The sequence below is a fragment of the Nocardia otitidiscaviarum NBRC 14405 genome (assembly GCF_000308635.1).
Taxonomy (GTDB): Bacteria; Actinomycetota; Actinomycetes; order Mycobacteriales; family Mycobacteriaceae; genus Nocardia; species Nocardia otitidiscaviarum.
Genome location: NZ_BAGD01000026.1, coordinates 13,803 through 38,789 on the forward strand (window position 1 = coordinate 13,803; position 24,987 = coordinate 38,789).

Annotated in this window: 24 protein-coding genes, 1 tRNA gene and 1 riboswitch; of the genes, 16 read left to right on the top strand and 9 right to left on the bottom strand. The window is 68.2% G+C overall.

Annotated elements, in window-relative coordinates; genetic code table 11:
• Positions 1 to 311: 311 nt before the first annotated feature.
• Positions 312 to 2,693 carry a DEAD/DEAH box helicase gene (gene sftH / locus ON31_RS02575; RefSeq protein WP_039808909.1) on the bottom strand — a complete coding sequence of 794 codons (2,382 nt, stop codon included), beginning with the start codon at positions 2,691 to 2,693 and terminating at the stop codon, positions 312 to 314.
• Between the two features lie 435 nt (positions 2,694 to 3,128).
• On the opposite strand from sftH, the gene ON31_RS02580 reads away from it, so the two are divergent.
• From ON31_RS02580 to ON31_RS02620, 9 genes are all read left to right on the top strand, one after another.
• A complete protein-coding gene (locus tag ON31_RS02580; RefSeq protein ID WP_029925108.1) occupies positions 3,129 to 3,332 on the top strand; it encodes a cold-shock protein in 204 nt (67 codons plus the stop codon).
• Positions 3,333 to 3,576: 244 nt separating this feature from the next.
• Positions 3,577 to 6,513: a type I DNA topoisomerase gene (gene topA / locus ON31_RS02585; protein ID WP_039808911.1), complete on the top strand. Its 2,937-nt coding sequence runs from the start codon at positions 3,577 to 3,579 to the stop codon at positions 6,511 to 6,513.
• 98 nt (positions 6,514 to 6,611) lie between these two features.
• The gene (locus tag ON31_RS02590; RefSeq protein WP_029925112.1) at positions 6,612 to 7,115 is read left to right on the top strand and encodes a mycothiol transferase; all 504 of its coding nucleotides are present in this window, start codon (positions 6,612 to 6,614) and stop codon (positions 7,113 to 7,115) included.
• A gap of 58 nt (positions 7,116 to 7,173) precedes the next feature.
• Positions 7,174 to 8,385, top strand: a complete 1,212-nt coding sequence (locus tag ON31_RS02595) for a DNA polymerase III subunit delta' (RefSeq protein ID WP_039809099.1) — start codon at positions 7,174 to 7,176, stop codon at positions 8,383 to 8,385.
• A gap of 63 nt (positions 8,386 to 8,448) precedes the next feature.
• Positions 8,449 to 8,524 (top strand) — tRNA-Thr (locus ON31_RS02600).
• 220 nt (positions 8,525 to 8,744) lie between these two features.
• Positions 8,745 to 9,653: a sigma-70 family RNA polymerase sigma factor gene (locus ON31_RS02605; RefSeq protein ID WP_029925115.1), complete on the top strand. Its 909-nt coding sequence runs from the start codon at positions 8,745 to 8,747 to the stop codon at positions 9,651 to 9,653.
• Positions 9,650 to 10,075 carry a hypothetical protein gene (locus ON31_RS34405; protein WP_051036723.1) on the top strand — a complete coding sequence of 142 codons (426 nt, stop codon included), beginning with the start codon at positions 9,650 to 9,652 and terminating at the stop codon, positions 10,073 to 10,075. The genes ON31_RS02605 and ON31_RS34405 overlap by 4 nt, the downstream gene beginning before the upstream one ends.
• Positions 10,072 to 11,625 (top strand): multicopper oxidase family protein, encoded by a 1,554-nt coding sequence (locus ON31_RS02615; RefSeq protein ID WP_039808913.1) that lies wholly within the window; start codon positions 10,072 to 10,074, stop codon positions 11,623 to 11,625. Before ON31_RS34405 ends, ON31_RS02615 begins: the two co-directional genes overlap by 4 nt.
• Positions 11,626 to 11,628: 3 nt before the next feature.
• Positions 11,629 to 13,674, top strand: a complete 2,046-nt coding sequence (locus tag ON31_RS02620; protein ID WP_081592175.1) for a family 78 glycoside hydrolase catalytic domain — start codon at positions 11,629 to 11,631, stop codon at positions 13,672 to 13,674.
• Positions 13,675 to 13,774: 100 nt separating this feature from the next.
• Here ON31_RS02620 and ON31_RS02625 read toward each other — a convergent pair whose 3' ends face one another.
• Positions 13,775 to 14,839, bottom strand: coding sequence for an NAD(P)H-dependent amine dehydrogenase family protein (locus ON31_RS02625; protein ID WP_039808915.1), 1,065 nt, complete (start codon positions 14,837 to 14,839; stop codon positions 13,775 to 13,777).
• A gap of 25 nt (positions 14,840 to 14,864) precedes the next feature.
• Positions 14,865 to 15,653, bottom strand: coding sequence for an SDR family oxidoreductase (locus ON31_RS02630; protein ID WP_029925129.1), 789 nt, complete (start codon positions 15,651 to 15,653; stop codon positions 14,865 to 14,867).
• 140 nt (positions 15,654 to 15,793) lie between these two features.
• On the opposite strand from ON31_RS02630, the gene ON31_RS02635 reads away from it, so the two are divergent.
• The gene (locus ON31_RS02635; RefSeq protein ID WP_039808917.1) at positions 15,794 to 16,441 is read left to right on the top strand and encodes a TetR family transcriptional regulator; all 648 of its coding nucleotides are present in this window, start codon (positions 15,794 to 15,796) and stop codon (positions 16,439 to 16,441) included.
• Positions 16,442 to 16,457: 16 nt separating this feature from the next.
• On the opposite strand, the gene ON31_RS02640 is transcribed toward ON31_RS02635, so the two are convergent.
• Complete coding sequence (locus ON31_RS02640) at positions 16,458 to 16,691, bottom strand: DUF6374 family protein (RefSeq protein WP_029925133.1); 234 nt, start codon at positions 16,689 to 16,691, stop codon at positions 16,458 to 16,460.
• A 50-nt stretch (positions 16,692 to 16,741) separates the two neighbouring features.
• Positions 16,742 to 17,122 (bottom strand): hypothetical protein, encoded by a 381-nt coding sequence (locus tag ON31_RS02645; RefSeq protein ID WP_039808920.1) that lies wholly within the window; start codon positions 17,120 to 17,122, stop codon positions 16,742 to 16,744.
• A gap of 120 nt (positions 17,123 to 17,242) precedes the next feature.
• Between ON31_RS02645 and ON31_RS02650 the strand changes: the two genes are divergently transcribed.
• Positions 17,243 to 17,692: a DUF2752 domain-containing protein gene (locus ON31_RS02650; protein WP_039808922.1), complete on the top strand. Its 450-nt coding sequence runs from the start codon at positions 17,243 to 17,245 to the stop codon at positions 17,690 to 17,692.
• A 52-nt stretch (positions 17,693 to 17,744) separates the two neighbouring features.
• Positions 17,745 to 17,933: a hypothetical protein gene (locus ON31_RS02655; protein ID WP_029925138.1), complete on the top strand. Its 189-nt coding sequence runs from the start codon at positions 17,745 to 17,747 to the stop codon at positions 17,931 to 17,933.
• A 55-nt stretch (positions 17,934 to 17,988) separates the two neighbouring features.
• Here the strand turns inward: ON31_RS02655 and ON31_RS02660 are convergent, their stop codons facing one another.
• Positions 17,989 to 19,299 (bottom strand): aminotransferase class V-fold PLP-dependent enzyme, encoded by a 1,311-nt coding sequence (locus tag ON31_RS02660; RefSeq protein ID WP_039808924.1) that lies wholly within the window; start codon positions 19,297 to 19,299, stop codon positions 17,989 to 17,991.
• Between the two features lie 46 nt (positions 19,300 to 19,345).
• A riboswitch (SAM riboswitch) is annotated at positions 19,346 to 19,459 on the bottom strand.
• Positions 19,460 to 19,642: 183 nt separating this feature from the next.
• On the opposite strand from ON31_RS02660, the gene ON31_RS02665 reads away from it, so the two are divergent.
• Complete coding sequence (locus ON31_RS02665; protein ID WP_039808926.1) at positions 19,643 to 20,299, top strand: biliverdin-producing heme oxygenase; 657 nt, start codon at positions 19,643 to 19,645, stop codon at positions 20,297 to 20,299.
• A 13-nt stretch (positions 20,300 to 20,312) separates the two neighbouring features.
• Here ON31_RS02665 and ON31_RS02670 read toward each other — a convergent pair whose 3' ends face one another.
• Positions 20,313 to 20,777, bottom strand: a complete 465-nt coding sequence (locus ON31_RS02670) for a flavin reductase family protein (protein ID WP_081592176.1) — start codon at positions 20,775 to 20,777, stop codon at positions 20,313 to 20,315.
• A 188-nt stretch (positions 20,778 to 20,965) separates the two neighbouring features.
• Positions 20,966 to 21,439: a YbaK/EbsC family protein gene (locus ON31_RS02675; protein ID WP_039808928.1), complete on the bottom strand. Its 474-nt coding sequence runs from the start codon at positions 21,437 to 21,439 to the stop codon at positions 20,966 to 20,968.
• Between the two features lie 135 nt (positions 21,440 to 21,574).
• On the opposite strand from ON31_RS02675, the gene ON31_RS02680 reads away from it, so the two are divergent.
• Positions 21,575 to 22,396, top strand: a complete 822-nt coding sequence (locus tag ON31_RS02680; protein WP_039808930.1) for a crotonase/enoyl-CoA hydratase family protein — start codon at positions 21,575 to 21,577, stop codon at positions 22,394 to 22,396.
• Positions 22,397 to 22,556: 160 nt separating this feature from the next.
• Entirely contained in the window at positions 22,557 to 22,790 is a 234-nt protein-coding gene (locus ON31_RS02685) for a hypothetical protein (RefSeq protein ID WP_039808931.1), read from the top strand.
• 92 nt (positions 22,791 to 22,882) lie between these two features.
• On the opposite strand, the gene ppa is transcribed toward ON31_RS02685, so the two are convergent.
• The gene (gene ppa, locus ON31_RS02690) at positions 22,883 to 23,374 is read right to left on the bottom strand and encodes an inorganic diphosphatase (RefSeq protein ID WP_029925158.1); all 492 of its coding nucleotides are present in this window, start codon (positions 23,372 to 23,374) and stop codon (positions 22,883 to 22,885) included.
• A 151-nt stretch (positions 23,375 to 23,525) separates the two neighbouring features.
• Here ppa and dacB point away from each other — a divergent pair, with 151 nt between their 5' ends.
• Positions 23,526 to 24,986 carry a D-alanyl-D-alanine carboxypeptidase/D-alanyl-D-alanine endopeptidase gene (dacB, locus tag ON31_RS02695; RefSeq protein WP_039808934.1) on the top strand — a complete coding sequence of 487 codons (1,461 nt, stop codon included), beginning with the start codon at positions 23,526 to 23,528 and terminating at the stop codon, positions 24,984 to 24,986.
• The last annotated feature ends 1 nt before the right edge of the window (position 24,987 follow it).

Genomic DNA, 24,987 nt, shown 5'->3' on the forward strand with positions numbered 1-24,987 from the left:
GCACGACACAAGCTCATGATCAATCTCTAATTCCGGTCCGGCCGTGCCGTTCATTAATGCTGGAAATGATCAGAACGCATTACATGCGCAAACCGCGATTCGAATAAATGCACAGGTGAATACCCGTCTACATTCGAGACCGAGAGCAACGGGTCAGTTAACAGGATCACACCCCTTTTTATTCACATGCGGGCTCCGCTGTGCATGACTCGCGGCGAACCGTCCGGATCGTCCGCCCCGGCCCCGACTCGCCGCCACGACACGCCGAAGCGTGCAGGTGGCGAAACGATCTCACCCCGACGACGGCCGCATCACGATTCGGTGTGACCGTCGTCACCATCGCGCAGCTGTGCCAGCACTGCCGCCAACAGCCGCTCGGCCCCCGCCTTGTCCAGCGGGTTGTTGCCGTTTCCGCACTTCGGAGACTGTACGCAGGACGGGCATCCGCTCGCGCATCCGCAAGACCGGATGACCTCCAGCGTCGCTGTCAGCCAGTACCGCAGCCGCGCGAACCCGCGCTCGGCGAAGCCCGCCCCACCCGGGTGACCGTCGTAGACGAAGACCGTCGGCAGTCCGGTATCGGGATGCTCCGCGGTCGACACGCCGCCGATATCCCACCTATCGCACGTCGCGACCAGCGGCAGCATGCCGATCGCCGCATGCTCGGCGGCATGCAGCGCCCCCGCGACACGCCCGGCGTCGATCCCGGCGTGTTCCAGTAGTTCCGGGGTGACCGTGTAGAGCACCGCCCGTGTCGGCAGCGGCTGCGCGGGCATATCCAGCGGCACCATGTCGAGCACCTCGCCGCTGGGCAGCCGCCGCAGATAGCCCACCACCTGCCGGGTGACCAGCACGCGCGCCAGCGCGGTCGTCACCGCACCGTGAACCCGCTGGTCATCGACCGCTTCCACCTCGACGGTCGTGACCGCCCGGGCACTGGTGGTCCAACTCGGCGTCTCGGCGTGCACCAGCGCCACCCCGCCGTCGAGATCCAGTTCGTCCACCACGTAGCTCTCGCCCTGGTGCAGGTGAACGGCCCCTTCGTGCAGGGTGGCCGGGGCGCGTCCGGCATCGGTGGTGCCGAGCAGCCGCCCGCTCTCCCCGTCCACGACCGCCACCGTGGTGCCGATGCCGCCGCGGACGTCGACCGCGTCGTGCGGATGCGCGTCGGCGGTCACGAACCAGCGGGCGCCGCCATCGCGCGCCGCCCGGGCGCGCCGCCGGATCAGCCCCTGTTCCGCCAGGTCGGACAGCAGTTCCCAGGCTCCGAACGCATGGACTTCGGCATCGCTGAGCGGCTGTTCCATGGCCGCGCACAGCAGATGGGGCCCGAGGACGTAGGGATTGTGCGGGTCGGTGATGGTGGCCTCGATGGGCTTGCCCAGCAGCGCTTCGGGATGGTGCACCAGATAGGTGTCGAGGGGGTCGTCCCGGGCGATGAGCAGCACCAATGCCCCCTGGGTGCGCCGCCCCGCCCGCCCGGCCTGCTGCCAGAAGGAGGCCACCGTGCCCGGATAGCCGGTGACCACCACGGCATCCAGCCCGGCGATGTCGACGCCCAGTTCCAGGGCATTGGTGGTCGCCACGCCGAGCAGTGAGCCGTCGGAAAGCGCGGCCTCCAGCGCCCGCCGATCCTCGGCCAGATAACCGGCCCGATAGGCGGCGACACGCGAAGTGAGCTGGGGATCGACCTCCGAGAGGAGGTGTCGCGTGTCCATCGCGACCAGTTCCGCGGACCGCCGTGACCGCACGAAGGCGAGCGTGCTCGCCCCCTCGGCCACGAGTTCGGCCATCACCCGCGCCGCCTCCGCGCCCGCCGAGCGCCGCACCGCGGCCCCGTTCTCCCCGGTCACGCCCTCGATCAGCGGTGGCTCCCACAGCGCCACGGTGCGAGCGCCCTGCGGCGAGCCGTCCGCGGTCACCGCCGCGCACGGTGCGCCGATCAGCCGCGCCGCCGTCGCGGCCGGTTCGGCGGCGGTGGCCGAGCACAGGATGAAGACCGGATCGGACCCGTACCGCTGGGCGATTCGCCGCAGCCGCCGCAGCACCAGCGCCACGTGCGAGCCGAAGACACCCCGGTAGGTGTGGCATTCGTCGATCACCACGTAGCGCAGATTGCGCAGCAGCCGGGCCCAGCGCTGATGTCCGCGCAGGACGCCGAGGTGCAGCATGTCGGGGTTGGTGAAGACCCAGCGGCTGTGCGCCCGCACCCACTGTCGGATCTCGCCCGGCGTGTCGCCGTCGTAGGCGGCGGGATGGATATGGCGGAGCGGCCCGTCGGTGAGCTCGGTGGCGCAGCGCAGCTGATCGGCCCCGAGCGCCTTGGTGGGGGACAGGTACAGGGCCGTCGCCTTGGGGTCCGCGTGCAGCGCGGTCAGGACGGGCAGCTGGTATCCGACCGATTTGCCGGAGGCGGTGCCGGTGCTGACGACCACGTTTCGACCGGAAAAGGCCAGCTCAGCGGTATCGGCCTGATGGGTCCACGGCGTGTCGACACCGGATGCCTGTAGCGCTTCGACCACGTCCGGCGATGACCATTGCGGCCATTCCGTGACCTGTGCCGCACGGGACGGTAGCTCGCTGATATGGGTGAGTCTGGCGTCACCGTTTTCGAAGCCGATCAGGACACGATTCAGCAACGATCTACCGTAGCTCGTACCGTCGATGTGCACTGCTCGAGCTGCCGGTTTCATCGAACATGCCCCGCGACACGCGGGCGGGGTGCGAACGGTGTGTACGTCTGTGGGTCTACCTGCCATTTCACTACAGAGTAGCGACCCGCGTCACAGCCCGTTTGCCGGATGCTCGCTCGGTTATCACGAAGCAAACCTACTTCAAGTACGGATTTGGGCATTATGCCCCTCACCTGCGCATTCGCAAGATCAACTTTTTTGCAAATTGTGGGTAACTCCGCTGTCGAATTCACCGAAGACATGGTTCACTGGTTCCTGGTCGCAAGCTTCTGTGTTCGAGGGACGGATCCAAAGTCCAAACCATCAGCAGGATCGATGTTGCGAACGGTGTGCTTGGTGCTTTCCTGCAGGGGGAACAAGAGTACAGCGCTCGGAACGGACCCGGTGGACGAACCTCGTTGTCCGCCGTTCCGGTATGGAAAGAGAAGGAACAGAATGGCACAGGGAACTGTGAAGTGGTTCAACGCGGAGAAGGGGTTCGGCTTCATCGCGCCCGAGGACGGGTCCGCTGACGTCTTCGTCCACTACTCCGAGATCCAGGGTTCGGGCTTCCGCACCCTCGAGGAGAACCAGAAGGTCGAGTTCGAGGTCGGGCAGGGCACCAAGGGCCCGCAGGCCACTGGTGTTCGCGCGCTCTGATCTGAGCGGGCCTACCCAACAGGTATCCGTCCCCCACCGCCACCCGGCGGTGGGGGACGACCCATATCCGGACCCATTACACTCGATCACAACCCGGGGCCACATCGCCGCTGCGCCCGAGACGCAGCGCTTCAACACGGTATAAACGTTGCTGGCAGCGATATATGTAGTCGCAGCCGCTTGCCCCAGCCGCGTATCGCGCGCACCAGCGCCACGCGGATCGACAGGAAAGGTGTGTTCGCCGGTGGCAACACGAGACCGCGGTGCAGCGCCGAACTCCAACGCAGCGCCCGACCAGGGGCGCCCCCTGCGTCGTCTCGTGATCGTCGAGTCGCCGACGAAGGCCCGCAAGATCGCCCCCTACCTCGGTCGCAACTATGTCGTGGAGGCGTCGGTCGGTCACATTCGGGACCTGCCGCGCGGCGCGGCGGATGTGCCCGCCAAATACAAAGGACAGGACTGGGCGCGCCTGGGCGTCGACGTCAACAACGACTTCGAGCCCATCTATGTGATCAGCCCGGATAAGAAGGCCAAGGTCAGCGAGCTCAAGAGCCTGCTCGCCGACGCCGACGAGCTCTACCTCGCCACCGACCCCGACCGCGAGGGCGAGGCCATCGCGTGGCATCTGCTGGAAACCCTCAAGCCGAAGGTTCCGGTCCGGCGCATGGTGTTCCACGAGATCACCGAGCCCGCCATTCGCGCGGCCGCCGCCGACACCCGGGATCTGGACCAGGATCTGGTCGACGCGCAGGAGACGCGGCGCATCCTGGACCGCCTCTACGGCTACGAGGTCAGCCCTGTGCTGTGGAAGAAGGTCATGCCGAAACTGTCGGCGGGCCGGGTGCAGTCGGTGGCGACCCGCGTGATCGTGCAGCGCGAGCGGGAGCGCATGGCGTTCCGCTCCGCGGAGTACTGGGACATCGCCGCCAAGCTGGACGCCGGCGGCGAGAGCGAGGCCGGGAACCCCCGGGTATTCGGTGCGCGGCTGGTGAATGTGGACGGGGCGCGGGTGGCGTCCGGTCGCGACTTCGGGCCGGACGGTCTGCTCAAGACCGCCTCCGGCGTGGTCGTGCTCGACGCCGATCACGCGCGCCGGCTGGCCGAGGGGCTGCAGGGGGTGGACCTGGCGGTCACCTCCGTCGAATCCAAGCCCTACACGCGCAAGCCCTACGCGCCGTTCATGACCTCGACCCTGCAGCAGGAGGCGGCGCGCAAGCTGCGCTTCGGCTCCGAGCGCACCATGCGGGTGGCGCAGCGGCTGTACGAGAACGGTTACATCACCTATATGCGTACCGACTCGACGACCTTGTCGGAGTCGGCGATTCACGCGGCGCGGGCGCAGGCCACGCAGTTGTACGGTGCGGAGTTCGTGAGTCCTACTCCGCGCCAGTACAACCGGAAGGTCAAGAACGCGCAGGAGGCGCACGAGGCCATCCGCCCGTCGGGCGACACCTTCGCCACGCCGGGGCAGCTGCATTCGCGGCTCGACAATGACGAATTCCGTTTGTACGAACTGATTTGGCAGCGGACCGTGGCCTCGCAGATGGCGGACGCACGCGGTACCACGCTGACGGTCCGCATCACCGGTGTCGCGAATACCGGTGAGGAATGCGTGTTTTCGGCGTCGGGCCGCACCATCACCTTCCCGGGCTTCCTGAAGGCGTATGTCGAGAGTGTCGACGAGGAGGCGGGCGGTCAGTCCGACGACGCCGAATCGCGGTTGCCCGCGCTGTCCGAGGGGCAGGGCGTCACGGCCGTCGAGCTCAACCCCGACGGGCACACCACCAATCCGCCGCCGCGATTCACCGAAGCCTCGCTGATCAAGGCGCTCGAAGAGCTCGGCATCGGTCGCCCGTCGACCTATTCGTCGATCATCAAGACCATTCTCGATCGCGGGTACGTGTACAAGCGCGGCAGTGCGCTGGTGCCGTCCTGGGTGGCGTTCGCGGTGGTCGGCCTGCTGGAGGCGTACTTCGGCCGTCTGGTCGATTTCGACTTCACCGCGGCCATGGAGGACGATCTCGACGCCATCGCCGGCGGGCGGGAGCAGCGCGGAAACTGGTTGTCCAGCTTCTATTTCGGCGGCGATCACGGTGTCGAGGGTTCGGTCGCGCGCAGCGGCGGGCTCAAGAAGATGGTGGGCGAGCAGCTCGACGACATCGACGCGCGACTGATCAACTCCATCAAGCTGTTCAGTGATGCCGAGGGCCGCGACGTGGTGGTCCGGGTCGGCCGGTACGGGCCGTATCTGGAGCGCATGGTCGCCAATCCCGATGACCCGCAAGGGGATCCGGTCTCGCAGCGGGCGAATCTGCCCGACGAGCTGCCGCCGGACGAGCTGACCCCCGAGGTCGCGGAGAAGCTGTTCGCCACTCCGCAGGAGGGCCGCCGCCTCGGCAAGGATCCGGAGACCGGACACGAAATCGTCGCCAAGGAAGGACGTTTCGGGCCGTACGTCACCGAGATCCTGCCGGAGCCCGAGGCCGATATCGACACCGGCGGCAAGAAACCCACCAAAAAGGCGGCCGCGCCGAAGCCGCGCACCGGGTCGCTGTTCAAGTCGATGGATCTGAGCACCATCACCCTCGACGACGCGCTGAAGCTGCTGTCGCTGCCGCGCGTGGTGGGCGTCGATCCGGCTTCCGGCGAGGAGATCACCGCGCAGAACGGACGCTACGGGCCGTACCTGAAGAAGGGCACGGATTCGCGGTCGCTGGCGGGTGAGGAGCAGATCTTCACCGTGACGCTGGAGGAGGCGCTGAAGATCTACGCCGAGCCCAAGCGGCGCGGCGGGCAGGCGGCGAGTGCGGCACCGCTGCGAGAGCTGGGTGTCGATCCGGCGTCGCAGAAGCCCATGGTGATCAAGGACGGTCGGTTCGGTCCGTATGTCACCGACGGCGAGACCAATGCCAGCCTGCGCAAGGGCGACGAGGTCGAGTCCATCACCGATGAACGCGCCTCCGAACTGCTCGCGGATCGGCGGGCGCGCGGGCCGGTGAAGAAGGCCGCGAAGAAGACGGCCAAGAAGGCCGCGGCGAAGAAGACCACCGCCAAGAAGACCACCGCGAAGAAGGCCGCGGCCACGACGGGCGAGGGTGCGGCGGCCAAGAAGACGGCCGCGAAGAAGACCGCCGCCAAGAAGGCTCCGGCGAAGAAGGCGACGGCTGCCACGAAGTCCTGACCGATGCGTCCTGACCCCTCGTTTCGGGGGGTTCTCGCTGTCGCTGCGTTCCCGTAGCGTGTGAGCACGCCGAAGCGCACCACCGGAAGGACTCTCGAATGACCGTCGACCGCGAGCGTGAAGACCTCATCGCCAATCTCGCCGAGCAGCGGCGGCTGTTCGGCATCACCCTGCGCGGTATCGACGACGACCAGGCGCGGCAGCGCACCACGGTCAGCGAGCTCACCCTGGGCGGGCTGCTACATCACCTCGTCGATACCGAACGGCATTGGGTCACGGTCGCCGTCGAGCGTGACGAGAACGCGGAATTCGATCTGTCCGACATGGATTCGCGGTATCGGCTGGGGCCGGACGAGACGGTGGCCGGGCTGCTCGCCGAATGGGATGTGGTCGCCCAGCGCACCGAGAAGCTGATTCGTGAGGTGGACAGCTTCGACACCCCGATCCCGATTCCGACTGCACCCTGGGCGCCGGAGCGGGAGTACTGGCCGGTGCGCAATATCCTGTTCAACATCTTCCGCGAGATCGCCCAGCACAGCGGGCACGCCGACATCATCCGTGAGGCGCTGGACGGGGCGAATACGACGTATCAGCGGGTCTGACCGCCGTGTGCCGCGATGACGGCGAAGGCTGTCGGCACCAGCCGCTAGGGTGTACGACGTGGCGGGTGTCTTCGATCGACTGGTGGGCCAGGATGCGGTCGAGTCCGAGCTGACGGCCGCGGCCGTGGCAGCACGGAACGGGACCGGATCGTCCTCGGCCATGACGCACTCCTGGTTGTTCACCGGGCCGCCCGGTTCGGGCCGGTCGGTGGCGGCCTTGGCGTTCGCCGCCGCTTTGCAATGCACCGATCCGGAGCGTCCCGGCTGCGGGAGGTGCCATGCCTGCACCACGACCATGGCCGGAACCCACGGTGACGTGCGGCGTGTGGTGCCGGAGGGCTTGAGTATCGGCACCAAGGAGATGCGCGCGATCGTGCAGGTCGCCTCGCGGCGGCCGAGTACCGGGCGCTGGCAGGTCGTGGTGGTGGAGGACGCCGACCGCCTGACCGAGGCCGCCGGAAACGTCCTGCTCAAGGTGGTGGAAGAGCCGCCGGAGCGGACCGTCTTCCTGCTCTGCGCGCCCTCGGTGGATCCGGAGGACATCTCGGTGACGCTGCGTTCGCGCTGCCGCCACGTGCATCTGGTCACCCCGTCGGTGGACGCCATCGCCCGGGTCCTGGTGGAACGCGACGGGCTCGATGCCAAGACGGCCGGCTGGGCCGCGTCCATCAGCGGCGGTCACGTGGGCCGGGCACGTCGGCTGGCGACCGACGACGAGGCGCGCAGCCGCCGCAAGCGGGCGCTGGCACTGGTCGGCGCGACCGCACGACCCGGTGCCGCCTACGCGGCCGCCGATGCCCTGGTGAAGTCCGCCGACGAGGAAGCCAAGCAAGTCAGCGCCGAACGCGACGGGAAGGAACGCGAGGAACTGGCCACCGCGATGGGCGCCGGTGGCACCGGCAAAGGCACCGCCTCGGCCACCCGCGGTTCCGCCGGAGCCCTCAAGGACCTGGAACGCCGCCAGAAATCCCGCGCCACCCGCACCGGCCGCGACGCCCTCGACCGCGCCCTCATCGACGTCGCCGGCCTCTACCGCGACGCCCTCGCCGTCCGCCTGCGCGCCACCACCCCCGACGCCCAAGGCGTCGCTCTCACCCACCCCGACATGTCCGACCAGATCCGCGACCTGGCCACCGAGGTCCGCCCCGAGGGCCTACTCCGCTCCATCCAAGCCGTCCTCGAATGCCGCGAAGCCCTCGACACCAACGTCAAACCCCGCTTCGCCGTAGCCGCCATGGTCGCCACCCTCATAGCCGCCCGCTCCACCTAGCCCCCGACCACCGGTTTTCGCGATCCAGCCGCAAGACGATAGACTCGCACCGCCGAAAGGCACGCCGCCTTAGCTCAGTCGGTAGAGCGCTTCACTCGTAATGAAAAGGTCGGGGGTTCGATTCCCCCAGGCGGCTCCAGAACAGCAGGTGGCGAGTAGTTTTCTCTCGCCACCTGCTGGCGTTTCGGGGTTCGAATCCCAACAGAGTCACTCGACTGTGCTTCTGCCGCTCCGCTCGTGTCAGTGACGAAGCTCGAGCGCAGTGTTGTGTAGGTCACAAACACATCCGTTATGTCACACGGTGCCGGTAGTGCACCTCTTCGGTCGCGAACACAATGGAACGACTGAGGAGGTCCACCATGGCACCTGTGCCGCGGCCCGCTGTCGACGATGAGCTGACGGATCGCTTTCTGGGTTACCGCGAGCTGTTGTTCTCGGTGGTCTACACCATGCTCGGCAGTGTTGCCGACACCGAGGATGTGTTGCAGGAGGTGTGGCTGGCGTGGGCGGCTCGGCACCGTAGTCCCGATGCCGAGCCGGTCGAGAACCCCCGCGCCTACCTTGTGCGGGTCGCGGCGAACACCGCGCTGGCCCGGCGGGCCGAACTGAACCGCATGCGTGAGACCTATGTCGGCCAGTGGCTGCCGGAGCCGTTGGTGGCCGGTGTCGACGACGCGAGCATGGGTCTCGAGCGCACGGAGTCGCTGTCGATGGCGTTGCTGGTGGTGATGGAGACGCTGTCACCCTTGGAACGTGCGGTATTCGTCCTGCACGACGTGTTCGGATTCGGGCATCCGGAGATCGCGCTGATCCTCGACCGCACCCCGGTCTCTGTCCGGCAGCTGGCCAGCCGCGCGCGCCGCCACGTCCATGCCCGTCGGCCGCGCCGGAAGGCTGAGCCGGAGGTGCACGCACGGGTCACCGAGCGGTTCGCTGCCGCGGCTCTGGGCGGTGACCTACCGGCGTTGTTGGAGGTGCTGGCGCCGGAGGTGACGCTGTGGACCGACGGCGGAGGTAAGGGCCCGGCGACCAGCCTGCAGCCGGTCCGCGGGCGCGACGCGGTCGCCGCACTGTTCGTAGCGGTCGCCGCGACTCTGCCCGCAGGGCTGGACATCCGCTACCGCCGGGCCGGGGACGATCCGTGTGCGCTGGTATTCACCGGGGACAGTCCGCTCGCGGTGGTCGTGGTGGACCTCGTGCCCGATGGCGACCGGATCATCGGCATCTACTCGATCACCAACCCGGACAAGCTGAGCGGCATCCGGTGACCGCCGTGTCGTCCCCGGCCACCGCGCAGCGCACCCCCGCACGGTGGCCGGTTCATCTGTTGCGCGCCGCGACGACCGGCGTGGCGGTCCTGGTCCTGATGCAGGCCGCATTGGCGGGCAGCTTCCTGTCCGGAGGCTTCGAAGCGCTGGCCGCGCACGCCCGGAACGGCGGTCTCGCCGGGCTGCTGCTGGTCGTGCAGACGATCGCCGCGATCGTCTGTGCCCGGATGGGACTGGCGAATCGGCAACCGGTGCTGGCGAGTGTGGTGCAGCTGGTGATCGTGGGCGTGTTGTTTCCGCTGGGCGAGCAGCGGATTCTGGTCGCCCACGTGCCGTTGGCGGTACTGCTCACCGTGGGCGTGCTGCAGACCACCTACACCGCCTGGCTGCGGACCCCGATGGAACCGGAAGGATCGCGATGACGCGGCGGATGACGCGGCGTGGGTTCCTCGGTACGGCAGCGACGGTCGCCGGTGTGGCCGCAGCCGGCTGGGTCGGCGGCGCCCATCTGCTGGCACCCGGGCGGCCGGAACTCTTCCTGCCGAGTGAGCTACCGCTACCTCCCCGGTTCCGGTCGCCGCTCCCGATACCCCGGGTGCTCGACCCGGTCCGGCGGGCGGCAGATGCCGATTATTACGAGATCACCCAGCGGATCGCCGAACTCGAGATCATCCCCGGGTACCGGACCCCGGCCTGGACTTACGACGGGAGCTTCCCCGGACCGACCATCGTGTCCCGCTCGGGCCGCCGTACGGTCGTGCGCCATCGCAACGAACTACCCCGGCCCACGGTCGTCCATCTGCACGGCGGGCACACCCCGGCCGACAGCGATGGATACCCGATGGACGTGACGGTCCCCGCGGGGCACGAGCGATCCACCGCGCATTCCGGGCATACCGGCTTCCGGTCGGTCGCCCACGGCCACCGCGACTACAGCTATCCGAATTCCCAGCGTGCGGCGACGCTGTGGTATCACGATCACGGTCACGGTGCCACCGGGTACATGGTGTGGCACGGGCTGGCAGGCTTTCATCTGGTGCACGACGAGGAGGAAGACGCGCTCGGCCTGCCCGGTGGGGAGCACGATATCCCGCTCATGATCACCGACCGTTCCTTCGCCGTCGATGGATCGTTTCGTTACCCGCTCGCCGACCCGCAGCTGCACACCCACGGTGTGACCGAAACCTACATGAACGGTGTGCTCGGCGATGTCATCCTGGTCAACGGCGCACCCTGGCCCGTAGCACGGGTGGAAGCGACCCGATACCGGTTCCGGCTGCTCAACGCCTCCAACGCCCGGCGCTACCGCCTGGAGTTGGACCCGCCGCCACCCGGCGGCGCCGCGTTGGTGCAGATCGGCAGCGACGGCGGGTTGCTCGCGCGCCCGCTTCCGCGCGACCGTATCGACGCCGCCCCGGCCGAACGGTTCGATATCGTCGTCGACTTCGCCCGGTACCGTCCGGGCACCCGGGTACGGCTGGTGAACCGGCTCGGCAGCGGTCCGACCGGCGAGATCATGTGTTTCGAGATCTCCGGCCCGGTCCGTGATTCACCGCCGCTGCCCGTCCGTTTGAGCAGCGACCCCTCGCTGGATCCCCGCCGGGCAGTGACCACCCGGGACTTCCATTTCCAGCTCCGGCCCGACCACGGCTGGACCATCAACGGGCGGCCGTACGAAGCGGGGCAGATCTTGGCACGGCCGCGCCTCGGCACCACCGAGATATGGCGTCTGGTGAGCGATTTCCGCCATCCGGTGCATATCCATCTGGATCCGTTCGTGGTGCTTGCCCGCAACAATCGCGCACCCGGGCCGTTCGATTCCGGATGGAAGGACACCATCGATATGAATCCCGCCGAAGCCGTCGAGATCGCCGTCCGATTCACCGACCATCCCGGTACCTACATGCTGCACTGCCACAACCTGGAACACGAGGACATGTCCATGATGGCCGATTTGGTCACCGAGGAATGATCGATGTCGCGAGAGAAGGCCGTGCTTGCGTCCGCCACCGAACTCCGCACCGACCGCCGGGTCGCTCCGATGGGCATCGACAACCCGATGCCCGAGTTCTCCTGGCTCCCGGCTGCTGCCGATGTCGGCCAAGCGGCCTACCTGATCGAGGTATCTCCCTCCGCGGATTTCGGTACGGATACGGTGTGGCGCAGTGGTCGGGTGGAGTCGGCGCTGCCGTTCGGGGCGCGGTACCAGGGCCCACCGCTGCGGTCGCGGTGCCGGTATTACTGGCGGGTACGTCTGGCGGACGCGCACGGTCGGAGCGGACCGTGGAGCGAGCCGTCCTGGTTCGAAACCGGGGTGCTGGATCCGGGACTGTGGGCGGCGCAGTGGATTTCGGCGGCGCCCGCGACACTGCCCGACCCGGATGCGGCCGTATATCTACGCGGTACGGTCGAACTGGCCGAAGAGGTGGTGCGCGGCCGCGCCTACGTCAGCGGGCTGGGCTGGTATCGGTTCTTTGTCAACGGTCGCGATCTGACCGGCCCCGCGCTCGTTCCGCGGTGGACACCATTCGACTCGATCGTCGAGTATCGGACCTACGATGTCACGCACGACTTCCGGCGCGGACGCAACATCATCGCGCTGGCGCTCGGCGACGGGCGCTACCGGGGACGCATCGGGATGAGTGCCCGGCGTGCGGTCTACGGCGATCGGCTCGCGGGATTCGCCCAGCTCGAGCTCGATTTGGCCGATGGTCGCACGGTCACCGTCGTGACAGATCAAACCTGGTACGGCGGTCCCGGACGTATCCGCGCCGCGGGCCCGATGCACGGCGAGCTCTGTGACCTGAGGATTCCCGACGACGACTGGCTCCACGACGCCGGTCCGCCCCCGCGGATGGCACCGGTTCGGGTACTGCCGCGGTCATCTCGTGCGCTGGTGGCAGAGGAGCTCCCACCGGTGCGTGCCATCGAAAGGCTGGTCCCGCGGACGATCACCCGGACGGCGTCGGGTGCGCAGATCGTCGATTTCGGTCAGAACTTCGCCGGGGTGGTCCGGCTCAAGCTGTCCGGTCGTCGCGGATCTCGAATACGGCTCACCCATAGTGAATTGCTCACGCCCACCGGAGAACTCGATCTGACCTATCTCGACGCACCGCTCATGACGAAAGTCGCTCCGCAACGTGACGAGGTGATCCTCGGGGGCGGCGACGAGTGGTTCCAGCCCTGGTTCACCATTCACGGATTCCGCTACCTCGAGGTCGACGGACTCGAACCGGACCTGAAGACCGATGAGGTGCAAGGGGTGGTGCTGTCCTCCGACCTACCGGTGACCGGCACCTTCGAATGCTCCGACGAGCGGCTGAACCGCTTGCAACGCAATGTGTTGTGGAGTCTGCGGTCGAACTTCACCGACACCCCGACCGATTGTCCCACCCGTGAACGGTCCGGTTGGACCGGTGACCTCCAGGTTTTCGCGCCCACCGCCGCCCTGTCGATCGACGCGTACGGTTTCCTGAACCGGTATCTGCGCAATCTGGCGATCGAACAGTTTCCCGACGGTACCGTCCCGCCGTTCGTGCCCAGCGAAGCGTCCAACTTCAGCGGTGGGCCGGGCCGCCTCGCCCGGATCACCGCGACCGCTGTCGGCTGGGGTGATGTCGCGGTCATGCTGCCGTGGACGATCTACCGCTACTACGGCGACACAGAGGTATTGAGGCACCGATACGACAGCATGCGGCAGTGGGTCGGCCATCTCGAGCACGCCGCACGGACGAAACGCTCCCCGACGCGGTGGCTGCGCAAACGGGCCGGCACGAAGGAGCGCTACATTCTCGACACCGGCTTCCAGTGGGGCGAGTGGCTGCGTCCCGGTGAGCCGTTCGTGGTCCTAATGCGCGCACTTCGAACAGTTCGAACTCTGCCGCTCGTCGAGGCCCGGAACTTGGCCGCGAAGCTCGGCGAACCGGGGCTGGAAGGAACGCGGGTCGAGGTGGAAGCCCTAGCGGCTCCTCTTCGCGCAATCGGCGCGATCGTTCATATCCGGTCCGCCGACACCATGTGAGCACGCGGTCATCGGCGTGTGCGTGCAATCCGCCCGGCCTGGGGCAGTTGATCCTCCGTCGCGTCTCGCTACAGGGCGGTTCCGGGCCGGGCGATACGGCTCAGGACAGCAGTCCGCGACCGGTCGTGAGCGGCAGGTCGAGGGCGGAAAGCAGGCCGGGGCGTGCTTCGATCACCGCGGGGACGGCGCTGACCAGTCGGGCGGCGGTGCCGACCACGCCGGCCAGGGCGTGGTCGCCGTCGCTGTAGAGCTGGAGGTCGAGACGGTAGTCGGGATCGCCCTCGATTTCGACTCGATAGCAACCCTTTCCGGCCGGTTGGGGCCAGTGGGGGGCGAGGTCGGGATGGAGCCGGGTGACGTGTTCGAGGGTGAGGATCTCGCGGCCCGCGCGAACGCCGTGCACCTGGAAACGCAGCGCCGCCGCCGTTCCGGGGGCCACAGCGCGGTTGCCGACGACGAGTTTCTCCGTCGCCGGGAGCCGCTCGAAATGCTGTGTCACGGAATCGAGTTCGACGCCGAGACCGGCGGCCAGCTGCCGGACGACGCTGCCCCAGGCGAGAGTGAGTACACCGGGCTGCAGCAGCATGGGCAGGTCGTCGAGGTCGCTGCCGAAGCCCATGATGTCGAACACGACCTTGGGGTTGTCGTAGGTGGAGTAGTCCATGATCTCCGAGCAGACGATGCGGTCGATGCGCTCGGAGCCGCTGGACAGCACCAGCGGCAGCCAGTCGTTGGCCCAACCGGGGTCGATCCCGTTGACCCACAGCGAAGCTCCTCCCTCCTCGGCCGCGGCGGCAATCGGCGCGATGGCCTCGTCGGGGAGGACGCCGTAGGGGTACTGCAGGAAGACCGGACTGCTGGACACCACGTTGATGCCCGCGCGCAGGAAGCTCTTCAGGTCTTCGACCGCCTCCATGAGCCGGTCGTCGGCCATGGCGGTGTGGACGATGCAGTCCGGTCGCAGGGCGAGCAGTGCCGCCGCGTCCTCGGTGGCGGTGACGCCGATCTCGCGGTCGAGCCCGGCGAGTTCGCCGGCGTCACGGCCCGCCTTCTCCGGGCTGGACACCCAGACGCCGACCAGTTCCAGTTCGGGCCGGGCGATGATGGATCGCAGCGCGCGCCGTCCTACATTGCCGGTGCTCCACTGCACTACGCGATAGGTCATATCGATGTCCTTGTGCTGTAGGTGATCACAGGTCGGGCAGGCCGAGTTCGAGGTTCGGCCGTTCGATGCCGCCGTCCACCTCGAGCACCTTGCCGGTGATGTAGCCGCCGGCGCGGGAGCTGAGATAGACGATGGCGGCGGCGATCTCCCAGGGCTCGCCGAGCCGTCCGAGCGGAGTGACCGACTCCATGGCCGATTTGATCTCCGGTTGCCGTGCGACGACATCCAGCGCGGAGGTGAGAACCGACCCGACCGCGATGGCGTTGACTCGGATCTTCGGGGACAGGTCGGTCGCGGCCAGCCGGGTCCAGTGTGCGAGTGCGGCCTTGGCGGTGCCGTAGGCGAGGAAGCCGCGACCGGCGGTGCGCCCCATCATCGAGCTGATGTTCACCACGGATCCGCCGCCCGCGCGCAGCAGGTGCGGGACCGCGGCCCGGGTCAGGGCATGCGCGGTGGAGACGTTGAAACGGAATGCCTCTTCGAGAAAGTCGGTGTCGGTGGTCATGAAGGTGTTGGGCATGGTGCCGCCGACATTGTTGACCACGATGTCGAGGTGACCGAGTTCCGCGGCGGCGGTGTCGGCGAAGGCCCGCACCGCGTCCAGGTCGGACAGGTCGCAGGGGACGGTGACGGCGCGGCGGCCGAGGGCGCGGATCTGTTCCGCGACCGCGTCGAGTTGTTCTTTGGTACGGGCGGCGATGGCGACGTCCGCGCCCGCTTCGGCGAGCGCGAGGGCGGTGGCCGCGCCGATGCCGCGGCCCGCACCGGTGACGACGGCGACGCGGCCGTCCAGGCGGAAGGTGTCCAGGATCATCGAGAAAGTCCCTCTCCGAGCTGACCGTTGTGACTGTAGTCACCAGCAGCTTTAAGAATTAGTACTTAACTGTCAAGAAGAATTTCTTTATCCCCTGGTGGGGCGCTACTGTGCTGGCAGGCGAGTAGGGAGGGCGGAGCATGGCGGCGGCGGATGCGCGGAAACGGATCATTCTCGCGGCGGAGCGGCTGATCGCGGAGCGTGGGCAGGAGGTGCCGCTGCGGGATATCGCGGCGGCCGCGGGTCAGCGGAACAATTCGGCGGTCCAGTACCACTTCGGGTCGCGTGACGGACTGATCGCGGCCGTGGTCGAGATGCGGCTGGCCACGCTGGAGGCGCGGCGGCTGGAACTACTTGCCGAGCAGGCGGGTTCGGGCACGCCGCCCGGTGTGCACGGGTTGCTCGAAGCGCTGGTGATCCCCATGTTCGAACTCGGTGAGCGGCAGGGCGTCCACCACTACGCCCGGTTCCTGACCCAGATTCGCACCCATCCGGCGGTGACGGACGCGGCCAATCTCGACAGCGCCGCGCGGACGTCTGTGCGCGTCATCATGCAGGGCCTGGACCGTGAGCTCGCCGACCTGCCGCCGCGGCTACGGGTGCGCAGGCTGCGCGCGGTGACCACGATGCTCTTCGCGCTGCTGGCCGACTTCGAGCGCGCGGTCGAGGCCGGAAAGGTGCGCTCCGGGGATGTGGACGCCTGGGGAGAGATCATCGACATGCTCGCCGGGGCGCTTACCGCGCCGGTCGCCGATCCAGCCGGTGTCCGGGTGCGCGGCTATCGCTGACGGTCGACGTCGGCAATCAGCCGGGCCACTCGTCCATGCGTCCGTGGAAGGTGGAGCGGTCCGGTGGGGGGTCGGCGGGGGTGGGGTGGGTTTCCTCCAGGTAGATGCGCATGCCTTCGGCGATTTTGCCGGCGGCGTGTTCGAGTTGTTCGGGGGTGATGTATTTGCCGAAGGCCGCCGCGTCGAGGAGTTGTCTGCGGACCTGGTCGAGGTTCATGCGAGCCCAATCGAGGCGGGACAGTTCCGGCATGGATGGGGAGATTACCTCGAGTCGAACAAACTTTCGATAGTAGGGGAGGGCTACGACATGTTCGTGAGGATCGGGAGGGGCTGGGTTTCGGTGGCGGAGGCCAGGGTGTCGATGGCGGCGGTGAGGCGGATGGTGGCCGCGCCGAGGGTGGCGGAGTAGGAGCGGCGACCTTCGGCGGCTTCGTCGGGGGTGGTGGTGTCGACCATGTCGAGGGCTCGGGCCCACCGGGACAGGTGCGCGTTCGCCTCGGCGGCGGACAGGTCGGGGTGGATGGTTCCCCGGAATTCCGGCTGGTGCGCGGCCGTGAAGCGGGCGCAGCAATCCCACAGCCAGGTCGCCGGGGGGAGTGGTTCGCCTGCGGTGTCGGCGGCACGGGAGTTCACCAGGTCGGAGACGGCGTCGATGGCGGCCATCATCAGCGAATCGGTCACGGCGACAGCGTGTCACCTGCGGTGATGGGTGGCCGGTAAGTGACACGGGCGTGTCGACACCGACTCTGTTCGGGTGGGCGTGCCTGGCGCACCCGGTGCCACGCCACTACCGTTGAGCGCGTGGACGCCACCCTCGCGCATACGCCCGAAACACCGCCCCGCTCCCGGTGGCGGGCCATGGGGCTGCCGCTGCTCGCCGGTGGCGCGGTCGCGGGAATCGCCGCCGCCGTGCACTTCCGGGACCCGCATCAGGAGGGGTCGTGGGGTATCTGCCCCTTCTACGAGCTGACCGGTTTCTGGTGCCCCGGCTGCGGTGGCCTGCGCGGACTGCACAATCTCACCGACGGGCGGGTGCTGGACGCGGTGCAGAGCAATCTGCTGCTGTTCCCGCTACTGCTGGGATTCGTTGCGTGGTGGGGGTATTGGATGGTGCGCAGCTGGCGCGGGCAACCGGCGCGGCTGCTGCCGCGGGGGCTGCCGCGCCCCCTGCTCTGGGTGACGCTGGGCTTCCTGGTGGCCTACACGGTGTTCCGCAATACGCCGTGGGGGAGTTGGCTGGTTCCGGTGTGACCGGCGGCGTGGCCGAACGGGTGGAAGTCGCCGATCGGGGCATGCTGTCGGTATGGGTGATTCGCTGAAGAAACGAGTGCGTGAGAAGCTGCTGCGGCAGCTGAACGAGGACGGTGCGCCCGATCCGGACCAGGACGACACCCGGCAGGTATCGGTACTCACGGACCTGGAACTACTGGACGCGGTGGCCGAGGACGACCCCGTGGTCGAGGAACTCGCCGCCCGGTACTACGTGCCGTGAACCCGAAACTCCGTCCCCCGAGCCCGGCTCGGGGGACGGAGTCGCTTTCGGGTGCTCAGACGCAGGGCGCTGCCCCGGCCGCGTCACCGTCGAACGGCCGCGTCTCCGGCACCGGGTTCCAGTGTCCGTCGGTGCAGGCGTACTCCCAGCCCGGCCCCCGCTCGACCAGGGCGGCGACGGCGTCGACGAGCCGGTCCACATCGGCGGACGTGGTGCCGAGGCCGATGCTGGCGCGCAGCGCGCCGTCCACCCCGAGCTTGGCCAGCAGCGGGTGCGCGCAGAAGCGTCCGTCGCGCACGCCGATGCCGTGTTCGGCGGAGAGGTAGGCGGCCACCCGCCCGGGTTCGAACCCGTCGAGAGTGAAGGCGACGATGCCGACGGCGTCGGTGCTGTCCCGCCAGATGCGCAGGAACCGCACGCCCGGAACGGTTTTCAGTCCGTAGCGCAGGCGGTGTGCGAGGTAGAGCTCGTGTTCGGTGACCGTGGTCTCGTCGAGCGCGGCCAGTGCGTCGCAGGCGGCGGCCAGGGCGGCCACTCCGAGGACGTTGGGGGAACCGGCCTCGTGCCGTTGCGGCGCGCACGCCCACTCGGTGTCGTCGGCGGTGACCTCCCGCACCGCGCCGCCGCCCGCCAGATACGGGTCGGCGGCATCCAGCCAATCCCGGCGGCCGACAAGCACTCCCGCGCCGAAGGGGGCGTAGAGCTTGTGGCCGGAGAATGCCACGTAGTCGATATCGCTGGCGCACAGGTCGATCCGCCGGTGCGGGGCCAGTTGGGCAGCGTCCACCAGGATTCGGGTGCCGCACTGGTGCGCGATCCAGGCCAGTCGCTCGATCGGCAGCAGTTCCCCGGTCACGTTGGAAGCACCCGTAATGGCAAGCAACGCAGCGGGTTTGGTGCACAGTTCGGCGACGACGCGCTGAATGGTCTCCTCGACGGTGTCGGCGGCCCGGACCACGCGCCGCCCGTGCCGGGTCCACGGCAGGAAGTTGGCGTGATGCTCGATATCCAGCACCACGGTGTCGCCGGGGACGCAGGCGGCCAGCAGATTCAGCGAGTCGGTGGTGTTGCGGGTGAAGACCACGCACTGGTCGTCGGCGGCATTCACGAAGCGCGCCACCGACTTTCGCGCGGATTCGTAGCATTCGGTGGAGATGCGGGAGGCGTAGCCCGCGCCGCGGTGCACGCTGGCGTAGTAGGGCAGCAGATCCCGCACCCGCTCGGTGACCTGTTCGAGCGCGGGCGCGCTGGCGGCGTAGTCGAAGTTGGCGTAGGTGGCGGTGCCGCCCTGCACGAGCGGCACCCGCAGATCGCATCCGGAGACGGTGGCGAGGGCGGCGCAGCTTTGATCGGCGAAAGCAGTCATGACGAAATCCCGTCGGCTCAGGGACTCGTGATCGTGAGGTGATCGGAGTCCGCGCTTGCCGTGTTCGTATGAATCACGGCCCGGTCGTCACCCGGAGCACCCCACCGCGGAGGAGGGTTGCCGACCAGCTAGCCGGGGCTTAGCGCTGGTACTCATGACCTGATTGCAGAGGTTGGCAGACGGGCGCGGAACTTGTCAACCCCGCGCCGAGAATCATCCGAAAGTTGGATCGGGTGGGCCGCAAAGTAGGAACCGGGGGTTCGCCGGGGCCGGTAATCTCGACTGTGAAGTTAGGGTAGCCAAAGTATGGGCGGCCCGGGATCGACAACGAGGGAGCACGACCATGCTGGACACCGCGACGCCGTTCTCGACCCTCATCCGCACCGCGACCGAACAGCAGCACACCGAGGCCGAACACTCCTCGTTCATGCGCGACATGCTCACCGGCACCCTCGGCGTGCGGGCGTTCTACCGCTACACCGCCCAGCTGTGGTTCGTCTACGAGGCGCTGGAGCGGCATTCCGCCGACCTCGCCGCCGACCCCGTCGCCGGACCGTTCGTTCGCCCGGGCCTTGCCCGCCTCGCCGCCCTGGAAACCGACCTCGCCCATCTCGGCGGCCCGGACTGGCGCGCCGACCTGCGCCCCCTGCCCTCGACCCGCGCCTACGCCGACCGCATCGCCGAATGCGCCCGGGACTGGTCGGCCGGATACGTCGTCCACCACTACACCCGCTACCTGGGCGACCTCTCCGGCGGCCAGGTCATCCGCGGCACCGCCGAAAGGCTGTGGGACCTGCCCAAGAAGGGCGACGGCGTGCGCTTCTACGTCTTCGACCAGATCCCCAACCCGGCCGCCTTCAAACGCGAGTACCGCGAACTCCTCGACGCCCTGCCCATCGGCAGCGACGAGACCGAACGCGTACTCGACGAGGCCCGCCGCGCCTTCGCCATGAACACCGACATGTTCGGGGAACTGGCCGAGGAATTCGCCCGCGACTGACCCGCGGCCTGAGTCAGCGCAGGGGTTCGGGGCGGTGGTAGCCGCCGTTGTAGTAGAGCAGGGGAGCGGCGCTGGGTTCTTCCTCGGCGTCGTCGTGGACGCGGGTGACCAGGCCGACCACCAGGGTGTGGTCGCCGATGGGGATGAGGCGGTGGATGGCGGCGCGGACCCAGATGGGGGTGCCGTGCAGGACCGGTTCGCCGGTGTCGAGGGTGGTCCACAGGGAGCGGTCGGTGAAGCGCTGGGCGGCGGCGCGGCTGAAGCGCTGGGCGATGTGGCGCTGGTGTTCGCCGAGGAAGTGCACGACCACGGATTCGGCGTGCAGCAGGGCGTCGATGCTGGAGGAGGTCTCGGCGATATTGAAGGTGATCAGCGGCGGGTCCAGCGATACGGAGGCGAATGAGGTGGCGGTGAAGCCGACCGGTCCGTTGTCGGACATGAGCGTGACGACCGTGACGCCCGCCGGATAGTGACGCATGGCGGCGCGGTACTGGTGAGCTGCGATACCGCTCAGATCATCGGGGACCCGTAGCTCGGATGGAGAATCGGTCACATAGGCAAGGTACGCCCCGAGCGCCCGAGGTATTCCGGTTGCGCTCGAGTCGAGCGGAACACCCGGCGAGCGCGGCGACGGCCGAACCGACCCGGATCGCGGGGCCGCCGGTCTCAGTCGACGTCGATGGCCAGTCCCGCCGTAATGCGCACCAACTCCCCGAACGTGGTGCGGAACAACGTATTCGGATGGCCGCCCGCCGCCCACAGCTCCGGATGCCCGGCCAGTGCGTTGTCGATATAGGTCGGAAGATTGATGGGATGGCCCACCGGAGCCACCCCGCCGATCGGCTGGCCGGTGACCTCCCGCACCATGGGCGCCGGAGCCCGGGTCAGCGCGCCGTCCAGCCGCTTGCCGGTGCGATCGAGATGTACCTGGTGCGCGCCGGAGACCAGCAGCAGCACCGGATCCTCGTCGAGCAGGAACACCAGCGATTTGGTGATGGCACCCACCGACACCCCGAGCGACGCGGCGGCGGCCTGCGCGGTGTGGGTCGGTTCGGCCTGGGTGATGATCACGCCGTGATGGCCGCGCGCGATCAGCGTGTCGGAGACTTTGGCAGCGACGGGCGGTAAGGACCTGCGCATGGCACCAGGGTAGAGCGGTTGCGGTGAATGTGCCCGGCGATCGGAAACAGTGCGGAACCCGGTGCGGCGCATCGGATTCAGCCTCGCCGCAACGCTGCCCTGTCGGCTCGCCGCCGCCCCCGATACGCTGGGCGAATGACTGAATGGAAGGCTTTCACAGTCGAGAGCAAGGACCGGGTGGCTCGAGTCACCCTGACCGGACCCGGCAAGGGCAATGCCATGGGACCGGACTTCTGGCATGAGCTACCGCTGATCTTCGGTCGGCTGGACGCCGACCCGGAGGTGCGGGCCATCGTCCTCACCGGTTCCGGCAAGCACTTCTCCTACGGCCTGGACCTGCCCGCCATGAGCCCGCTGTTCGGTCCGCTGCTCGGCGAGCGCGCGTTGGCCGCGCCGCGCACCAACTTCATGAGGCACATCCGCGAGATGCAGGCCGCGGTGACCGCGGTCGCGGACTGCCGCAAGCCCGTCATCGCCGCCGTCTCCGGCTGGTGCATCGGCGGCGGGCTGGATCTCATCGCCGCCGTGGATGTGCGGCTGGCCAGCGCCGAGGCCAAGTTCAGCCTGCGCGAGGCGAAGGTCGCCATCGTCGCCGACATCGGCTCGCTGCACCGCCTGCCCGGCATCATCGGCGAAGGCCACGTGCGCGAGCTGGCGCTCACCGGCAAGGACATCGACGCCGCCCGCGCCGAGAAGATCGGCCTGGTCAACGACGTGTACCCCGACCAGGACGCGGTGCTGGACGCGGCGCACGCCATGGCTCGCGAGATCGCCACCAATCCGCCGCTGGTGGTGCAGGGCATCAAGGATGTGCTGGACCAGCCCAAGGCGGGCCGCGTGGCCGACGGCCTGCGCTACGTCTCCGCCTGGAACGCCGCCTTCCTGCCCTCGGAGGACCTCACCGAGGCCATCCAGTCGGTGTTCGAGAAGCGCGAGCCCGAATTCCGGGGTCGGTGACCCGCTGAATTCCACCACCTGACGCGGGATTTCACCCTCCAGAGGGTGGGGGTCGATTCACCTCAGGGTGAGCTGTTTCGCGAGTCCTGCTCTCCTACTGTCGTTCTCGTTGAGATTCGGAGCGGTTGGGAGGACCGCTCCACCGATGAGGAGAACAGCTATGCGAATCAAGTCCATCGTTCTCGGCGGTCTGCTGGCGGCCGGGATCGTTGCCGGGGGAGCGGCCGTGGCGCACGCGGACTACGAGGGCACCTACTACACCAAGGACGGCTGCATGTCGGCCGGACAGGCCATCGTGGACAGCGCCTACACGCCGTACTACTACTACTACTACTACTACTACTGGTCCTGCGAGCAGGATGCCTGGGGCAACTGGGACCTGTACCTGTCGTGATTCGGCGCTGGCCGAGCACGAAAGCGAGAAGCGAGTGGCACGGAATTCCGTGCCACCCGCTTCGTCATTGTCGGCGATGCCGAACCGGAACCTCAGTGTCCGCCCTGCTCCTTCAGGCGGGCGTACGCCTCGGTCACCAGCGACTCGGCCTTCTCACGGCCCTCCCAGCCCTCGACCTTGACCCACTTACCGGGTTCCAGGTCCTTGTAGCGCTCGAAGAAGTGTGCGATCTCCTTGCGCTGGAACTCCGGGATGTCCTCGACGTCCTGGATGTGATCCCAGCGCTTGTCACCGGCGGGCACCGCCACGACCTTCTCGTCCCCGCCCGCCTCATCGCTCATGAGCAGCACGCCGACCGGACGGGCCTCCACGATGACGCCCGGGAACACCGGCTCGGGCAGCAGCACCATGCAATCGAGCGGATCGCCGTCGGAGCCGAGGGTGTCCTCGATGAAGCCGTAGTCGGCCGGGTACATCATCGGGGTGTACAGGTAGCGGTCCAGCTTCACGCGGCCGGTCTTGTGATCGACCTCGTACTTGTTCCGCTGACCCCGGGGGATCTCGATGGTGACGTCGAACTCCACGTCATCTCCTCTTTTCTGGTGCCTATGGCTGCCGACTCGCCAGCTCGTTCGAAGGAACGACTGCGCAACGAGGATAGTGTGGTGCGCGAGCGTGTGGGTGCGGCAGGGACGCCGGACGATCCCACCACTGGTACCAGGGAGACAGCGGCACGTGGTCGGTGCGGACAAGAAGAACATCGGTGGATTGGCCGCCAAGCGGCGTCGCAGAAACTGGATCATCGTGGCATCCGTGCTGGTCATGGTGCTGGTCGCGGTGACATCGGTGGCGTTGATCCTGAAGCCGTGGACCGAGGAGTTCCGGCACGGGGGCTTGACCGTCGCCGCCGCGCCCGCCCCCGCCACGGTGTCGCCGCGGGTGGCGCCCGCCCCCGCCGATGCGCCCGCACCCTCGAAGGCCGGTCTGGCGGCGGCGCTGGGGCCGGTGGTGAACAACCCCGACCTGGGTGTGTTCGCCGCGGTGGTCTCCGACGGCGATACCGGTGAGGTGCTGTTCAGCCTGGACCCGGACAAGCCGCAGATCCCGGCCTCCAATGCCAAGATCCTGCTGGCCGCCGCCGCGCTGCTGGCGCTGCCGCAGGACCAGCGGGTGACGACCGAGGTGGTCACCGGGGCCGCGCCGAACGAGCTGGTGCTGGTGGGCGGCGGCGATCCGACGCTGACCGCGCAGCCCGACGGCAAGGGCTACTACCAGGACGGGCCGAAGCTCTCGGATCTGGTGGCGCAGATCAGGGCGTCCGGGCGGACGCCGGACACCATCGTGGTGGACACCTCCCGCTACACCGGGCCGAGCATGGCCCCGGGCTGGCTGACCGAGGACATCGCGGGCGGCTCCATCGCGCCCATCGACCCGGTCATGCTCGACGGCGGTCGCCTGGAACCGCTGCGCGCGTACTCGCCGCGCACCCCGACGCCCGCGCTGGATGCCGGGCGGCGGCTGGCCGTGGAATTGGGCCTGGATCCGGCGCGGGTCCGGCTGGGTACCGCGCCCGCCGGGGCGGCGCGGGTCGCGGCCGTCCAGTCCGCGCCGCTGCGCGACCGGCTGCGGGACATGATGGTCGACTCCGACGATGTGCTGGCCGAGACCATCGCCCGTGAGATCGCCGCCGCCACCGGTGCGGAACAGTCCTTTACGGGTGCGGTGACCGGTCTCACCACCACCCTGCGCGCCGCCGGATTCGACCTGACCGGCGTCACCCTGGCCGACGGCGGCAGCGGACTCTCGGTCGACGACCGTATTCCGGCGCGCGTGCTCGACCGGATCATCACCGTCGCGACACTCCCGAACAGCGCGGGGAGCCAAGACGATTCGAGTGTGCAGGGGGCGGCTTCGGTCACCGCCTCACCGCTGTCGGCGCTGCTGGACTACCTGCCGGTGGCCGGTGCGACGGGGACGCTCACCGACCGCTACACGGTGCGCGATCGCGCCGGCGCGGGCTGGGTACGTGCCAAAACCGGAACTCTGGACGTGGCAAGCTCGTTGGTGGGGTATGTGCTGGATCGCGATGGGCGCGTACTCACCTTCGCGTTGATGTCGAACGAGCGGCTGCCGGGAGCGAGCCGCCCCGCGTTGGACGCCATCGCGGCAACACTGCGTAATTGTGGATGCTCCTGAC